General features: G+C 50.0%; 25 protein-coding genes. All 25 read right to left on the bottom strand.

Features of this window, described 5'->3' with window-relative positions:
* Nucleotides 1-77 precede the first annotated feature (77 nt).
* On the bottom strand, nt 78-800 hold the full coding sequence (locus MHH82_RS08315; protein ID WP_340965101.1) for a glycoside hydrolase family 73 protein: 723 nt from the start codon (nt 798-800) through the stop codon (nt 78-80).
* On the bottom strand, nt 793-1,068 hold the full coding sequence (locus tag MHH82_RS08310) for a phage holin family protein (RefSeq protein WP_340965098.1): 276 nt from the start codon (nt 1,066-1,068) through the stop codon (nt 793-795). Before MHH82_RS08310 ends, MHH82_RS08315 begins: the two co-directional genes overlap by 8 nt.
* 15 nt (nt 1,069-1,083) lie before the next feature.
* On the bottom strand, nt 1,084-1,356 hold the full coding sequence (locus MHH82_RS08305; RefSeq protein WP_340965095.1) for a hypothetical protein: 273 nt from the start codon (nt 1,354-1,356) through the stop codon (nt 1,084-1,086).
* A 91-nt stretch (nt 1,357-1,447) separates the two neighbouring features.
* Complete coding sequence (locus MHH82_RS08300) at nt 1,448-1,588, bottom strand: XkdX family protein (protein ID WP_340965092.1); 141 nt, start codon at nt 1,586-1,588, stop codon at nt 1,448-1,450.
* Nucleotides 1,589-1,894, bottom strand: a complete 306-nt coding sequence (locus MHH82_RS08295; RefSeq protein ID WP_340965091.1) for a hypothetical protein — start codon at nt 1,892-1,894, stop codon at nt 1,589-1,591.
* A gap of 19 nt (nt 1,895-1,913) precedes the next feature.
* Complete coding sequence (locus MHH82_RS08290) at nt 1,914-3,140, bottom strand: phage tail protein (RefSeq protein WP_340965088.1); 1,227 nt, start codon at nt 3,138-3,140, stop codon at nt 1,914-1,916.
* 10 nt (nt 3,141-3,150) lie between these two features.
* On the bottom strand, nt 3,151-3,699 hold the full coding sequence (locus MHH82_RS08285; RefSeq protein ID WP_340965085.1) for a putative phage tail protein: 549 nt from the start codon (nt 3,697-3,699) through the stop codon (nt 3,151-3,153).
* Complete coding sequence (locus MHH82_RS08280; protein WP_340965082.1) at nt 3,696-4,754, bottom strand: baseplate J/gp47 family protein; 1,059 nt, start codon at nt 4,752-4,754, stop codon at nt 3,696-3,698. The genes MHH82_RS08285 and MHH82_RS08280 overlap by 4 nt, the downstream gene beginning before the upstream one ends.
* 2 nt (nt 4,755-4,756) lie before the next feature.
* Nucleotides 4,757-5,158 (bottom strand): DUF2634 domain-containing protein, encoded by a 402-nt coding sequence (locus MHH82_RS08275; RefSeq protein WP_340965079.1) that lies wholly within the window; start codon nt 5,156-5,158, stop codon nt 4,757-4,759.
* On the bottom strand, nt 5,155-5,493 hold the full coding sequence (locus MHH82_RS08270) for a DUF2577 domain-containing protein (protein ID WP_340965076.1): 339 nt from the start codon (nt 5,491-5,493) through the stop codon (nt 5,155-5,157). The genes MHH82_RS08275 and MHH82_RS08270 overlap by 4 nt, the downstream gene beginning before the upstream one ends.
* Before the next feature lie 2 nt (nt 5,494-5,495).
* Complete coding sequence (locus MHH82_RS08265) at nt 5,496-6,461, bottom strand: XkdQ/YqbQ family protein (RefSeq protein WP_340965073.1); 966 nt, start codon at nt 6,459-6,461, stop codon at nt 5,496-5,498.
* Between the two features lie 4 nt (nt 6,462-6,465).
* On the bottom strand, nt 6,466-7,146 hold the full coding sequence (locus tag MHH82_RS08260) for a LysM peptidoglycan-binding domain-containing protein (RefSeq protein WP_340965070.1): 681 nt from the start codon (nt 7,144-7,146) through the stop codon (nt 6,466-6,468).
* The gene (locus tag MHH82_RS08255) at nt 7,139-9,190 is read right to left on the bottom strand and encodes a hypothetical protein (RefSeq protein ID WP_340965067.1); all 2,052 of its coding nucleotides are present in this window, start codon (nt 9,188-9,190) and stop codon (nt 7,139-7,141) included. The genes MHH82_RS08260 and MHH82_RS08255 overlap by 8 nt, the downstream gene beginning before the upstream one ends.
* A 58-nt stretch (nt 9,191-9,248) precedes the next feature.
* Entirely contained in the window at nt 9,249-9,605 is a 357-nt protein-coding gene (locus MHH82_RS08250; RefSeq protein ID WP_340965064.1) for a hypothetical protein, read from the bottom strand.
* 242 nt (nt 9,606-9,847) lie between these two features.
* Nucleotides 9,848-10,270, bottom strand: a complete 423-nt coding sequence (locus tag MHH82_RS08245; protein WP_340965062.1) for a phage tail assembly chaperone — start codon at nt 10,268-10,270, stop codon at nt 9,848-9,850.
* A 34-nt stretch (nt 10,271-10,304) separates the two neighbouring features.
* On the bottom strand, nt 10,305-10,775 hold the full coding sequence (locus tag MHH82_RS08240) for a phage tail tube protein (RefSeq protein WP_340965059.1): 471 nt from the start codon (nt 10,773-10,775) through the stop codon (nt 10,305-10,307).
* 13 nt (nt 10,776-10,788) lie between these two features.
* On the bottom strand, nt 10,789-12,105 hold the full coding sequence (locus MHH82_RS08235; RefSeq protein WP_340965057.1) for a phage tail sheath family protein: 1,317 nt from the start codon (nt 12,103-12,105) through the stop codon (nt 10,789-10,791).
* A gap of 3 nt (nt 12,106-12,108) precedes the next feature.
* Complete coding sequence (locus MHH82_RS08230) at nt 12,109-12,297, bottom strand: hypothetical protein (RefSeq protein ID WP_340965054.1); 189 nt, start codon at nt 12,295-12,297, stop codon at nt 12,109-12,111.
* Nucleotides 12,294-12,701: a phage tail terminator family protein gene (locus MHH82_RS08225; RefSeq protein ID WP_340965052.1), complete on the bottom strand. Its 408-nt coding sequence runs from the start codon at nt 12,699-12,701 to the stop codon at nt 12,294-12,296. Before MHH82_RS08225 ends, MHH82_RS08230 begins: the two co-directional genes overlap by 4 nt.
* 9 nt (nt 12,702-12,710) lie before the next feature.
* Nucleotides 12,711-13,136 (bottom strand): HK97 gp10 family phage protein, encoded by a 426-nt coding sequence (locus MHH82_RS08220; RefSeq protein ID WP_340965049.1) that lies wholly within the window; start codon nt 13,134-13,136, stop codon nt 12,711-12,713.
* Nucleotides 13,136-13,495, bottom strand: coding sequence for an ABC transporter ATP-binding protein (locus tag MHH82_RS08215; RefSeq protein ID WP_340965046.1), 360 nt, complete (start codon nt 13,493-13,495; stop codon nt 13,136-13,138). Before MHH82_RS08215 ends, MHH82_RS08220 begins: the two co-directional genes overlap by 1 nt.
* A gap of 3 nt (nt 13,496-13,498) precedes the next feature.
* A complete protein-coding gene (locus MHH82_RS08210; RefSeq protein WP_340965043.1) occupies nt 13,499-13,867 on the bottom strand; it encodes a hypothetical protein in 369 nt (122 codons plus the stop codon).
* A gap of 9 nt (nt 13,868-13,876) precedes the next feature.
* Nucleotides 13,877-14,023, bottom strand: a complete 147-nt coding sequence (locus MHH82_RS08205) for a hypothetical protein (RefSeq protein WP_340965041.1) — start codon at nt 14,021-14,023, stop codon at nt 13,877-13,879.
* Between the two features lie 5 nt (nt 14,024-14,028).
* Nucleotides 14,029-14,946 (bottom strand): hypothetical protein, encoded by a 918-nt coding sequence (locus tag MHH82_RS08200; protein WP_340965038.1) that lies wholly within the window; start codon nt 14,944-14,946, stop codon nt 14,029-14,031.
* Between the two features lie 17 nt (nt 14,947-14,963).
* On the bottom strand, nt 14,964-15,548 hold the full coding sequence (locus tag MHH82_RS08195; protein WP_340965035.1) for a phage scaffolding protein: 585 nt from the start codon (nt 15,546-15,548) through the stop codon (nt 14,964-14,966).
* Nucleotides 15,549-15,566 lie beyond the last annotated feature (18 nt).

The raw sequence follows: 15,566 nt of genomic DNA, 5'->3' as shown, positions 1-15,566 counted from the left end.
CCTAAGCCAGCGAGGTTCTTCTTACCGATGCCCTCGGTTTTGTTGATATTATATTTCATTTGGGACATTTTGTAAATCTACTTTTCTGATTCAATTGCCTGCAGCTGCTTCTCCAGCTCCGCGATCCGGACGGTATTGCCACCGATCAATTTAAGGAAGTTCTTCCGCAGTCGATACATCATAACCACTTGCTCCTCTCGCGTGACGGGCGCGCCTGGCCGGCTGCCGTCCACATACCCGTTCTTCTTCATCTCTTCCCAAGCAGGAGCTGCCCAGGGACTGACCACGTTAATATCACGTTCCTTGGTCTCTTTCACAGGCTCCTTTCCCCCTTTCACGACATCGTATTGATACAGGTTGTACTCATCCATAATGGCGATCAGCTTATCCGCATACTTCGGATCCGTCGCATAACCCGCCTCTTGGATCTCCCTCGCGGCCGTCTTACCGTCCACCCCGATAACCTTCTTGTATTTGTTACGGTCCCAGCTAACCCCGTTCAGGATCAGCTTAGTATGATCGGCGATGGACTCGCCCCAATTGTTATAGGCACGGAAGGCGGCGTCTACTTTGATCGGCTTCCCGTTCACGTATTCGGTTGTTGGCATCGTGCAGCTGCCGGCAGGCCCTTTGCCCTTGATCCCGAAGAGGTTATTCCCTTTCTTCGTCAATCCGGATGTTCCCCAGGCGCTTTCGAGCGCAGCCTGGGCTATGATCAACGATGCCGGAATAAATGTATTCTTCATATCGGCGATCGCGAAAAGGGCGATTTTTTGGACAAAAGCCTGTTTATTACTCATTGGATCCACCTGCTGCCTTGGCCGTCTGCTTCACAGCCTGGTGACCGAATACCGCCACCGCACCGCATAGGATCCCTTGAATGATCGCCTGGACCGTGAATCCCTGGATCAAGCAGACAAATACAATAGCGACCACCCCGACCAAATAAACAATGGACCAATCAGGGATAAACGGTGTTTGTTTGAACACGTAGCCAATAATCCAGCAAGCAATGACAACCACGATCAACTCAGGATTGATATACTCAAAAATCATGCTCCATTCCATATACATTCATCCTCTCTATTTCATATCGTCCAAGCGCTTATGAGCTTGTTTTGCAGACTCCTCAACCCTCGTCAAACGTTCGGCAAAACCATCCATACGTTGGCCTTGGATACGGACATCCACCTTAATGTCATCGATACCACGCTTGATGTAAGAGACGTCGGTATGCAGCGACGCGTCCGCCGTGGCTTCTTGTACCACCTCTGCCTTATAGGCCTTCGTCTTACCGACCCAGCCAAGTACAATGCCGCTAATGGCTGCGGTGACGGAAATGATTGCTGTGAGCACGGTCCAGTCCACCCTTCTTCCCCCTATCTTTCTTTGAATAAGAAAAGCCCCCGGACCACCCAGGGGCATAAAAAATACGCCTTGCGGCGCGCTATGCTGCATAATCAACGTTTGTGATTTGCTTGTATTCTTCTGGAGTGATCATCTTTGCTACAACAAAGGTCTTTAAACTGTCGTCATTGTATAAAGGATGCTGATTGTCGTAATAACGCTTGACGATCGAATACCACATTTACTCTACACCTCCTTTCAGTGCAGCCACTTCGAAGAGCAGCGTACCCACTGTATCCTCCAGGGATGCTATTGTGGCTTTGTCGTTGGCGCTCTCCAAAATTATATTTCCAACGGTCAAGTTCAGTTCGGCCACTTGTTCTGAAAGCGTAGGTTCTGGGTCGGGACTTGGTTCAGGATACTCATCAGCGAAAACAAGGAAATTCCCTTCAGTTATATTATGTTCCTCAATTAAGAACAAATCGGAGTGTTCCTGAATCAGCAGTTCACGATCGTCTAAAGTGTTATATTGTTTTTTCACCTTCATTCAAAATTCCCCTCCGTATTTAGTTTAGCGAACTCCAAACCTCAATATCTGTTGAAACTGAAAGATCTTTGAGATTTACATAGCCGCCGCTCTTATTTGTCCACACATACACCTGAATTTTATCATTACCGTTTATGGTGATATCCTCTATATAGCCAATGTAGGATGATGTAACCGATCGCAATATGCCCCCTGGTGAGCCATTAACATATATCTGACCATACCCAATGAGCCCATCATCTACTCCCAATTGGAATCTGACACGATACGTACCAGATACAGAAATAATACATCCTGATCCTATTCTGGGGGTGGTACCTAGTCGGCCAATTGGTCCTGGGTCTTGGAAAAAGTACATCTTATCCCCAGGGCCAATTGTCTTAAGAGTACCTAACATTCCGCCTACATCCACTCCTGCCCGAAAGTTCTCCGGCCGTAGGTTAGGCTCGGGAGCTGTAACCCAGGTTGAACCGTTGTAATAACCGGCAGGGGGGCGAATGAAGTACCGATCTCCAGCCCATACTGTTTTTTCTAAACCTGGCATATGGTTATTTTCTGCGCTTCGGTTTGCTATTCCGCCAGGTACACCGAAAATTGGACGGCCACTTAGGATGTATGCAGAATTTAAATTGGGCTCAGCTCCCTGTAATTGTGCAGTGGTGACTTTTATTTCACCGTCACCAGATCCCCCTTTTTGATATCCCTTTTCAGGATATACAGCTAGTGCTCCATCAGGCCATTTAGCAACGCCTGTAGCTGTTCTATTACCAGTAAGGACGGGGATTGTTCCTGTTACTGACCCGTTTGCATTGGATGCGGTTTTCCCCGCAAGGATATCCGCCGCCGTTGCATTTCCTGTCGCCCGGATAACTGCCGCAATTTTCGGGATGAGCTGCGCCCATGTTTCGCTTGTGGATGCCGATACTCCTATGGCAACAAGCGCGGCAACCACTTCCGCTTTCCGCTCATTGCCAGCTTGAAAAGCTTGGCTTACGGCCTTTTCTGTCGCTGCTACGTTCTCCCGCGTGCCGTTCGTGGCATTGGAGAGTTGTACGATACCTTTTTCTGTTAGGGAAGCCTCCGGGATATCAACTTCGATATTGTCCAGTATCTCTTTAAACTGTGCTACAGCAGCATCGATCTTATCCCAATTATCATTAAGAACCACATCCACATTAAACGTGTCGTTCCCGTCCGTATCGCCATCTACTTTGTATAGACTTAGAATCGGTGTCTGATTTGGCATAATGTTAACCTCACTTTCTTCTAAAGGCCATTTTACTAAATGGCGTCTGCTTGAGCTGATTGAACGTCATGACTTTATGGATATCTCGGACCAGCAGGAACCGGAAATCGTACTCTAGGGTTAGGTGTGCCGGCTTGATATCGTTCAGCGCATTCTTCAAGTCATCCAGGTTCGGCGGGATCCCGAGCGTATCGATGAAGGTAATTGTTATCTTGTAATCCGCCGGCGTAACAGACACATCCACCTGGCCACCATCATAGGCCTGGGCTACGTTCTTGATCATGCTTCCGGAAACGTTGCCCTGACCGCGCATCTTCGAGATGACAACGGACCGGCGCTGCTCGATCGGCTTCCCGGTCTCGATCGTGATCTGCAGATCTCTCTCATATCGACTAATCGCCCAGGTCGCCGATTCAGGATAGGATTGATTCAGCAGCTCCTCGATCCGTGAGGCCATCAGATCCACTTCAGGTCCTTCGGTTCCTGTCAGCTGCTCCATCTCCAGCACGCCGTCGTAGTATTTAGGCAGGTAACCTTTTAACCGATCGGATCCGCTCATGTTACCGTCACCGTCCCGAGAACGGCTACACCATCCATGCCGATTTCAATGTTCTTCTCTTCGCCATTAACAAACAGGTCGGCATAGTCAATGACCGGCGGGATCCCGAGAATGATACCCTGGATTCGCGTATACCGAACGAGCGGATCCGTGAAGGCCAGATCACGGAAATAATCGGCTGCACCACGCTCCAGCTGCTCCTTGACCTCTTCCACGGTCGCGCCGGTAGCCAGTGTCACTTTGACCGATATGTTGATCGGGATCTCCGTCGCCCCGACAACCGTAGTCACGGACCCGATCGGCGCAGCCCCCTCACCCATACCATCTTGTGTTGGGTCGATATACTGCTGCACGGCTTCCACGACAGGAGCTGCCGGCGCGCGCATCTCATTGTCCAGTAGAACGACTTTCACCGTTCCTGGTCCAGCCCACTCCGGAAACGCCCGAGCCCGGCCGACGCCGGTAATCTCTCGGGCCCATAACTCATACTGGTACCGATTGCCGGACGTGATTGGCCGTGAAACCTTTTCCTGGTACCGCTCATACAGGACTGGATCCTCTTCCGTGTCTTCTCCTGCCACCAACAACTCCGTCAGCTCGCCGCGTCCCAAGTCCGAAATGTATTCGATCGGGATGAGGGATCCGAAATGACGATTGCCCTCTGATCCGGCTGTCTCACATTCCATTCGGAAGTTCCCGGCGGATAGGCGTTCTACGGCGACATAATTCAGTTCGCCCAAGCTGAAGCGGCTGCTTATCGGAATATCCAACAGCGCGCCGGATCCAGAATAAAATACGCCCCGGAGCTGCGCCTTACTCGCCATCTTCCGTTTGACACCTGACCAGGCGATGGACCGATCTAGGTATTCACCGCTGGCCGTATCCGGAAAGCGTAAATTCGCATTCAAGTCCAGTTCAACATACATTTGAGCCAGCTCGGCGGCTGCCGGCGCCAGAGCGTCGTAGATGATACTCCCCTCGCGCTTGTCGATCCCGTCCGGTACCCGGTCCAGCATTCGCTCCAGGATGTTTTCAAAGGTTTGATCCTCGTACACTGTTACACCTCCTGCTCATCTTGATAGGATCCGAATTCCGTATCCACCGTGAACCGGACCAAGGCCGTATCCATACCGTAATCAAAGCTGAATCCGGTCACGGAGGCGATGCGGTCGTCCTGGGTCAGGGCTTCGGTTACCCATCGTTCAACCTCGCTTTCGAAGACGGCCCGCCCTCGAACCTCGCTCAGCTCCATCTCGTTACCGTAATTTCCGGAGTAAATAAGATGTTCAAAACGTTGAGTCGAGAGAATTTTAAAGACGGTCTGCTTGACGGCCTCGATCCCATCCACGGTTTGGCTGCTGATCCGGCCATCCACACGGTCGAACCGATAGGTCCGACTCGGGAGCGTGACCGGCTCCAGTTCCTCATCTGTCATTTCAATATCGCTTTGTGGGATCATCCGCTCACCGCCTTATCGAAAACAACATATTTCTGACCACCTTGGACCCGAAGCAGAATCACAGCGTCACCCACAGCCAATCCCTCACGTATGACGATTTTATCCGTCAAAGCTTTCTCTGTATCTGGAGAACCGGAAAGCTTGTGAACGTGACTCAGATCGATCTCATAACGGGTCAGGGACTCCGGTACAATTAAAAAAGCCTCCGGTAGTGTTAGCCGTTGATCCAGGCTAATCTCCAAGGGGCTTATCGATACGACAGATCCTATTTGCACGGCGACTGGATTGCTTGCATCCATCGCGTTTATTGCTGCCTTTTTGATGATATCCAGCATGCTTACACCATCCTCAAGTCAAGGGTCATTGTGTGCTGCGCTCCGGATATGCTGTGCGTGCACTCATCGACCAAGAAGAATTTATTGATCCCAAAGCGCGCGATCTGGATATTGACGTACATCCCTGCCCGCAGCCGAAGGTCGCCGATCGCTTCGATCTTCATCTTACGTGTTTCCCGATTCTTGACCGTGATCAGGCGGGTCAGGAGATCGTTAATCTGGGCCTTGGTCATATCCTCGTCCACGCTTTGATATAGCTGCAGCTTACCCCATTTTTTAATCCGGCTGCTGTCCTCGATCTTGAATGTCTCCCGTTTACCGGATTTCTCGTTATCCCGATACAACACAATATGGTTATAAGTGTCTTCGTCGATGGATTTCGAATAGGTGAAGTCTGTCATCAGACTCCCTTCTCCTATGACAAAGCCATACTTCATATCGTTGATATTCTGGAGTGTCAGCTGCCCAAAGTCATCGTAAAAAACGAAGTTGGTGCTGTACTTAATCAGCGTTTTATCCAATGCCCAGCAAACCATGTCCATCAGGGTTTGATCATCCTGCAGGAAGTTTGGAATCTTGTACTTCGTATCAGCTAGCTTTCCTGTCTTCAGGTTGAAGTCTTTGGCGATCCGCTGGACGATCTGGGTCGCGGTTACGTTGGTCAGAACGTAGGTATGATTCGCGTTCAGGTACCGAAGCTGATCGTAAGCCAGAATCTTCGCCTCTCCGTTCCTGCTCATCTCGAATTTGAAGATGTAGCCCATGAACACCTTGTTCGTGCCGTCGGTAAACTGAACGATGTCCCCGTTTTGATAATTGAATTTCTTATCCTGGTAAATGCCGCTGTCAACCAGGGTAAACTCCAATGAGGAAGCCTTCCCGATCCGGGACGTAGAATATCGGATATCCTTAACAACGTTCGATACGTCCCAGACGTTCCCGTCCTTGTTATCAATCACGATTTTCATAGCATCACCCCGGCAGCTTAATCACGGTACCGACTTTCAACTTTTTGGCCTGGCCCTCCGTGATATTGTTCAGTTTCATGAGCTCTTTATACCGGCTGCCGTCTCCAAGGTGCGTCTTCGCGATTGTCCAAAGTGAATCTCCGCTTTTGATCTTCACCGTCTTAGGCTTGGCGCGCTCATCCGGCCGGTCCGGCTTCTTGGCCGCGGCTTGCTTTTTCTTGCCGGCAGAGGCGCCGGTCGTCTTTGCGATCGTGACCTTTTTGGCTGAGTAAAACACATATTCCTTGAGGGTTAATGTATACTCAAAATCCCCAGGGGCGCCGCCAACCTCCTTATAGTTAAACTCCTCGATAGATACCGGGATATTGATCTTCAAGCCCTGGCTGATATAGATAAACCGGATCGGCTTCTTCTTGGCCATCCAATCCTCAAGCCGGCGAATATAATCTGCAGGGGCGTCAAAACCTTTGGATTGTATCACGTTCTCCATGTCTGCAGGAAACACGCCGCTGAATGTAATCTCTTTGAGCTTTGGCGCATCGATCGCGTTGATCCAGCCAAGGCCAGCGACGTTGTGCTCCTCCCCTTCACCTTCACCCTCGATCTCAATTTCCTCCGGAAGCACAGGGATCTCGAACACGACCTCCCGGTTATTGAAACTCAGCTCAATGCTATATTCAGGCATTGTCGTACACCCCTTTGGCGCTAGCCGCGAAGTCGTCTTCAAGTCGGGTGTTTATTTTGGTGATGATCGTATCCAGGTCACCGCTGTTGTTGATATTCCCCGTCTTGAGGTTAACGGTAGGTGTCAGTGTTACGAAGTTTTGGATTTTCTTCATCTCGGCGATATTGCGCATGATCTTCATGTCCTCATTGCTTACATCCACCGTACCTTTGATTTTATCGACCTGACCAACCTTCCCGACCTTATCAATCTTCGGTGTTTCGGCAGCCGCAGCCATCGCCGAAGCTGGTACCTTATAATCTCCGACATTGCCTGCGCCCTTCTGCTTCTTCTCAGCTTCAGCTTGCGCCTTCGCCCTTTTGGCCGCGCGGTCGTCCAGCCATTTCTCGACCTTGGCCTCTCGTTCAGCTGCTTTCCCCTGAGCCTTCTGTTGAGCTGCCGCTATCTTAGCTTCGCCTGCTTGACGTGCAGCTTCGGCCTCGAGTTGTGCAGAAGCGGAAAAAACCACTCCGTCGATGTACTGGATTTTCACACCGGGTAAATTATTTAATTTCTCAATAAAGGCATTCAGTTTATCAATAGCTCCATTAACCAGTTCATCGATTACCTTCAATGATTCTACTTTTGCATCGTAGAAAGCATTAGTGATTCCAACTCCAATCCGTATAAAGAACACAGGAATCTGGTCAAAGAAGTTTAATATCGCGTTCCACGCCCTCATGAAACCAGCTGCAAATTGATCGTTCGTTTGCCATAGGTTATACAACCAGGTAATCAAAGCAATGATGCTCGTGATGATGAGAATATAAACATTTGCTTTCATCACCGTATTCAATCCGGCCCACGCAAACTTTAAGCCGTTAACAGCAGCTGCTTGAATAAATAACGCCGCTGTCTGGATACCGGTAGCAACGGCACCGACAATCATGGCAACCTTGTTTAAAGCCATGATCAGAGCCAACGATCCAAGCGCTCCTATCAAACCGTACACTATTGGCTGAAGTAACGGCCAGTTGGTACTCATGAAGGTATATACCTGGGTCGCTGCATCCAGAAACCACATGAATGACTGTACCACAGCCTGTATGCCCCAGGACAACATATCAAAAGTGGACTGATATTGTCCTGAGTCAAAGCCGGCGTTGATCTTGTCAAACAGAGGGGCTAGAGACTGTAATCCATCCTTGCCTGCAGTCGCCATGTTAAACTTGAATGTTTGTATGGCTCGATTCCACTTCGCTGCAGGGGAGTCCAGCATCTTCTCGAAGGCTTCTTCGGTGAGGTTTTGCTGATCCAGCATCTTATCCATTCCCTTGATAAATCCGTCAACATCGCCTCTCATCCCGGCCAGCCGCGCCTCGCTGTCCTTAAGCATGCTCCGGCTGATGTTAAAGCGTTCGGAGATGGACGTATAGTCACCGCTCAGGAGCTCCTTCAAGGAGAACGCCGCCCCTTCAAGCCCTTCTGTCGGATTCAGCTTGGCAAGCCGCATAGACAGTTTATTTATGTCGGTTAACTGCTTGGGGTCCATCGTTGCACTCATAAAAGACATGCTCCCGAGCAAGCTCGCGTCAACGTCTTGGCCGTACTTGAGCGCCTGCTGAACCGTCTGTTCATAAATTGCCTTACCAAGGGCATCATTACCGGACCGGGAGGTAAAGGTGTTCACCATCTCCTGTTGCTTCATCGCGCCGCCGATCGTTGCCCCGCCAAGCTGCTGAACGCCGTGGAACGTAAGATATGCTGCCGCGATTCCCTTGACCGTATTTGCCAGCCGTCCCGTTTCCTTTTGACCGCGTCTCACTGAGTCGTTGAATCGATCCTGCTGCCTTGTGGACTGTTCGATAGCATGATTGATCTTACTCTCAGCAGTCGCGATCTGGTTCTTTGCCGCTGCCAGCTGACGGCCGATATTAGCATTTCGGTTTGTGGTCCGCTGCATCTGCTCCATCGCGCTTATTACGATGTTGAGGGCATTCGTGATGTTCTTCAGGGGCCCGGTCATTGAGTCAAACATCTTGAGCGTAGAGGATACTGTCGCCATGACATACCTCCTTCCAAGAAAAATAAAAGACGCCCTCAAAATAGAGAGCGCCTGTTTATCAATTTACACTTTTAAATATCTCATTTGCTTGACCATTATCAGACTCGAGTAAAAATCGTCCGTTTCTAGGCCAATCTTTGATGAGATCATTATCCTTCATATTCTTATCGAGATCCTTTTCTGAGGCATATTCGTAGATAGCCACTTTATCTCTATCAATTGTAAATATAACCCCGTCTTTTGCATTAATCATGTTGTATACCGGTTTCTTTTCAGGATCTACTTCTATGCCTTCATCTTGATAAGCCTTGATGAATTTCTCCAGCGTCAAATCCTTGTTTTCTCCGGACCCACATCCCACGACAGTGACCAATAGCAATAATAGTACTGCAAATAAACCCAATGACTTTTTCACAAATTCGTCCCCCTGAATAGGTCATATTTCCCAATCATTCTACCAAATTTTTCAGGCTTGGGTCTACCGCTTTTTACCTTTGAGCTTTTTAGCCTCTTCCCGTTCCTTCTCAACCCGGATCGAAATCATAGCATAGATGGCGGCCCGTTCCCGGACCGACATCGCCATAAGTTCATGAGGTAGAATATTCAATTCATGGAGGGCGTAGTAGGCGAAATTTGCGTCGCCATCACCCTCCTTGATTAGTTTTTTACCTCATCCATCAACTCGTTGACATCCTGGTCGAAGCCGTTCATCGATTGCACGCGCTCCCCTAGCGCAGCAAATTCACCAGGGAGCAACATTTTGCGCAGAAGCACCTCGGCTCCCTTGACGTCATACGACTTTTGCAGTTCTGCGTTCTGCAGATCTGGGAAGACAACACAACTCGACATCAACCTGGCCATGTATTCGTTCGGATCCAGATCAGGCGTATAGATGCCGCCTTTCCCCTTTACCTTCTTGGTAGAGGCCTTGCGGATCTCGTTATTTTTTTCCTCCGTGATGCTCTGAAGCTTCCACGCTACCGGTTTGCCGTCCGCGCCCTTAAAGCGATCCGAAACCACAAAATCCTCCGTTACCTCTAAACCTGCGTTACCTGCGAAAAACATAGACATATCTGACATGGTTATTCTCCTTTTCTATTCGATGGATTTTAGATTAGATGCCGAGTGTTGGTTCTTGGAACGACTGCCCCATATCTACGTCATCAAAAGTAAAGCTGACCTCTTCCTCCAGCGCTTCAGATTCCGTGTCTAACGACGCCATAATCACGCTGTCCAGGTTCACACCTTTAAGTGTTACAGTCTGGGCACCAATCGTTGACGATGGATCCTCATTGGTAACCGTGACATCAAAGTAAGCGTCTCGGCCCGATTTGATATAGTCGTACATGATCTGCCGGAAGAACGATGTCACGTAATAAATGGTCATCGTCCCGGATCCAGTCCATCCGGTTGATTTATGCTGCACACCGCGTCGGCCAAGAGTACGAACCTCTGACTTATTCTTTTCGACCGATGCTTCCAGCGTCTTAATATAGAACATTTCATAGTTCCGGTTTTGATATGTGAGATACGCCCGACCTTCCTGTCCGGAAATGGTGTCCTGGGCCTTTAAAAAATCTGGCATGCATTATCCCTCCTTAGCGGACCAATACCCGCATATAGATTTTCTCGATCGCATCCACCGGCTGCACGCGCAGCTCGACGTATACGCTGTCAGCTGTATCTCCTTGCTTCACTGTGACGTCAGCCTGGGCGTCGAAGTTCTGCACGGCTCCAATCCCGGCGAGTGTATCGATGTACGTAACGATTTCCTTCCGGAACAACGCCCGGCCGTCTGCGTTATTATCCACCTTGCCGATATAGAACTGTTCGAAGATTCTCTTCAGATCATTCGCCAGGCTATCCAATACGCGGAGCACGCGGTTTTTGGATCGCTCCCGTCCTTTATCTGGTGTAAAGCTCCGGAACGTGTTAATGTCCTGTTCGACAACAGCACGCCCGTAGGAATGGATAAAGAGGAATTCACCGCCTCGCAATGCCGCCTCAATCTCGCTGTTCGTATACCGGACATCAACGTCCACAGCATCGTCATATGCGGAATACGTCAGGGATTCATCTGCAGCAGCTCCCGCGGTAGCCCCGGCCACCCAGGCAACAGCCTTCACTTTATCCAGAACAGAGCCATCAGACAGGATTACGCCATTTTTGACGCTGATCACGCCCTCATAGTCCGCAGCTGCATAGTCGGCCATGACCACCTGTACCTTTTTGCCTTCCTGTTCCCGCATCCGTTTAATGGCTGCCGTGTATACTGGCTTCAGTGTGGCGTCCGTGGTCAAGAGGCCGATAGTATTGAAATCATAGCCTTCGATCTTGGTCAGATAATCCGTGTGGTCGCCGTTGGTCACGGTACCGTCTGCGCCTCCGGTCAAGTTCAGGCCTGCAGTAACATCCGGCGCGCCGGTGCCGCTGAATGTGACCCAATTGTTTGCGACCAGCTCCTCGATCTCGGCCACGATCTGTGTATCCATCACCTCGCCGGCAAGCAGCGTAATGACATCGAATTTCGCCGGGTCGTCGATATTGTTCTGGACGATAATCCGGATGTCGTTCCCACGGGCCCCACCGTGATTAGCCGTTACCGTCAGGGTCGTATTCGTGGCCGTTGCAGCAGTGCCGGCATTCAGCCGATACAGCAGGACTTTACTGGCCCGTTTCAGGGCCTCACGCAATGGCAGCAGCTCGGGAGCCGAAACGTCGTAACCCAAGACGTCCTTCGTGTCTGCCCCTGCCTCTACCGTAATGACTTGTTTCGAGGGTCCCCAGGACAGCGAGAGCGGCAACGATGCCACGCCTCGCTCACCTAGGGCACCCATTGTTTGCTCGGTCGTCTCAAAGACGATATACACCCCGGCTCGATTCTTGTTTTGTGTTTTCCATGTTCCTCCTGCCATGCCTTACACCTCCCTTTCTTTGAATGATTTAATTACGGCCGCTGCCTCGTCCAGCGTATACGTCTTGTCTGGCGACAGCAGGCCCGTCAGGATGTCTTTATCTGACGTGGTAAACCGTTTGGCTTCCACCAGCTGCTCCTTCGTGTAGCGCGGCGCTGGTTGCGTCTGAGCCTTGTTCTCTTTTGCACTCATTTCAGGCGTCCCTCCTGTTTCATCTGATTCATCTTGATTCCCGGATCTTTGGCCCTCATGACGTGGTAGTTATAATCCACAAAGAAGTGCAGCACGTCATCGATCACCTCGAAGTTCATGCCGGTCCCTCTAAACTTCATGCCGTCGATCTCGATCCACTCCAGGACGTCCAAAAGCTGGCTAGCAACCGAAATGAAATCCTCATTCGTGGCCGAGAAGTATTGCACGTTGAAGAAATGGTTCTGTCCATACCGCCGTCCTTGGATCCGGCCATGCCCAGCATTTAAGAGAAGCACAATAAAGCAGGGCTCCTTTAAGCCCTGCCTTCTCTTTCCATATACAGTCCAGCCGAAGGTTATCTTCAGCTTATTCATGACGGCTTGTGTCAATCGGTCCGCGTCCATAGCATCACCTCACCGTCTTGGTCTGCGACCGTTCATAATTTGTTTCAGCAGCTCCGCCTGCCTGCGCTCCAGATAGACCGGCAGCTCCTTTTCAATCTGCTTCATGGAGATGGCCATCATGAACCGCCCTTCCACCCAATCGGTTTTATCGCGGTTCCGATGGCCGTTTTCAACAAAGGAAGCGTATTCGGTGTTATTGAATATCTCAACAACATAAGAATCGCCGCGCCGTTCTACGCGGCCCACTCGCCAATTCCTCCGCAGCTCCCCTGAATCCACTGGCGTACGTTTCTTGATCTTCCGTTCGGTACGATAGGCCATCTCCAGCAAAAAGTCCTGAATGAAGCGATCAATCACTCTTTCATCCAGCGCCTTCTTGAAAGCTTTCGCCATGCGCTCCAGTTCATCAAAGTCAAAGCTCCCCCATCTCGGCATTAGGCTCGATCCTTTCGGGTTAGCTTGATTTCTTGATGGGTCGAATACGGCGGAAACGGTTCGCCGGCCGTAAAATGGTATTTCCGACCGTTGCGGGTCACCTCCAGCTCGTCGCCTTGCAGGATTTCGACTTCCGGCGCGATGAACAACTTGGCGTCATAATCGATCTGGTTCTCGGCTTCGGTTTGTCCGTTCCGAGCAAGGCCCGTCTGGGAGATCCGGCAGGGAACATCTTGGTATTTCGTGGTTAACCGCTGCTTGGTTTCGGATCCGACTTCGTAATCCTCATATCGTTGGATGATTGCCAGATCCGTGTATGTCTTCTCCATGATCTTACGGTATCGACGTAATTTGCTCATCGACTACCACCTCAGCTTCCGGTACCGATTCAGATCCGAAACATATGCCTGGACGGCCACGGCTACTGAACCCCCGCCGGAGGAGCTGCCGGCCGAAGTCTTAACCGAAGTATCCCCGATCTTCATATCGATGTCGGCGGACAATAAGTCATCCAGCTCCTCTAAATGGGACTGGTCTCCCTTAAAGGCTCCCATAGCGATGTTCGCCCAGGTGAATTTTAGCGCGGCGGGGATCTCATCTACCGTATCTAGGCCGAGGTAATTCATGATGTGCAGACCTGATTCATCGATATAGGATTTGACCAGGCTATCCAATGATGCCGGGAGCTTATAACGCTGCTTGATAATGTCCGCGACAGCTTCATTCAACATGGCCGGCACCTACTTCTCGTCTTTTTTGCCTTTCTTGTCGTCCGGCTTCTCGTTCTCCACCACACGCTTGAAGCCTTTGGCTTCCAAGGTTTTTGCCTTCGACTCAGAGTCCACGACTTTAACTACATTCAATCTTTTCAGTGTAATTTTGCTCATAGCTATTATCCTCCTGTCGTTACGCGGAACGCCTTAGTTTTGTTGTCGGGAATGATTACGTCGTGGTATTTCCGATAGTCCAGTTTCCAGGCATCGGCCTTCTGGTTCTCATCCGGCGTAAAGATCCTTACCTTATCCGTTTTGCTGATACCGATCGGCGCAGAACGTGGAGAAACGATCCAGTTCACACTCTTCGCGTCAACTGCCGGCACAAAACCACCGGCCTCCTGGCCTGCCGTTTCCCCGTCATTAAAGACAAATGCCGATTTCATACGGTTGGAGGAAACAGGGATCAGCGGAATGCCGTCCAGCATCTTGATTTGAAGATTAATGCCACCTTGAGCAAACTGGCCGACATCGATTCGTTTCTGAATCTTTTCATTTCCTGTCAGTACACCATAAGCTGGATAAGCGATGGAGATAACCAACTGGGTCAGATCCACGCCCATATCGGCCAAGTCGAAAATATCCTTGTACAGCTCCGTAAGAATGGAGTTTTCTGCAAGTGCGTAAGTTCTGCTTTTACCGGCTGCCTCCGCTTTGGCTGCAATGAAGCTATACCGGTATGCATCGATTTCTGGGATAACATGAAGCCGCTGGAATTCGCTCATTACATTTGCAGCAGAGGCGCCAAAGTTCGTTTCATCCACATCCATGGCATCTAATTGGAATGTACGACCGCGATCCTGCGTCAGCTTATGGGTTTGGTATTTATACGTCACCGACCCTTGGACAAAGCCTGTATCACGGTCATAGTCAGCCAGGCCTTGAACCACGATGTCAGGGATTTTAATTTCATCACCGCCGTTATATTTGACCTGTCCCGCATTGCTTTCCATCCAACCAGATGTCGCTTGCTGTGCGATTTGTTTATCCAATTCGGTCTGAAATAGTTTTGCAAATTCTAAAGTGTTAATAGACATTTTCATTCATCTCCTTGTTATCGTTGTGAAAAGATACTAGAAATTTCGGCAGCGATAGGATTATCTTCCCCGCCACCTCTTCCGCCTTCTGCGGGCTTTGCTCCTTTGAAAAGCGTGCCTGGTTGTTCCTGTTTGTCAGCAAACAAAAAAGCCTTCGATTCACGAAGACTCTTCACTTGATCCTCAAGGCCGGCCTTGATGCTGCCGTCCTCGCCGATCTCGATTTTCGATTTGTCCAGCTGTGATATGGCATACTCTGCATCATGCACATCAGAACCAAGGGCCAACTTCAAGGCCGTATTCAGCTGCAGATCCTTCATATCAGCGTCATATTTCTCCTTCGTCGCCTTGTTGTCATCTTGAAGCTTCTTGATTTGTGCCTGCAGCTCCTCATTGCCTTTTGCTGCATCCTTCAGATCGGCGAGCTGCTTGTCACGATCTTTCAGATCGGTCTCGAGCTTCTTTTTAGCTTCATTGGCTTCGTTGAATTTGTCTTTCGGGATCCATGCACCGTCGGAGACAATGGCAATCTTATGTTTATCACCTGCCTTTGCGATGACCTGGTTGTAAAGCTCCTCACCCAACAATTCCTTTAAATCCATAGTCAACACTCTCCCAAT

Source organism: Bacillus sp. FSL K6-6540 (assembly GCF_038007545.1).
The sequence above is the reverse complement of the archived record's forward strand: the minus strand, read 5'-3'. Positions and strand labels throughout refer to the sequence as shown.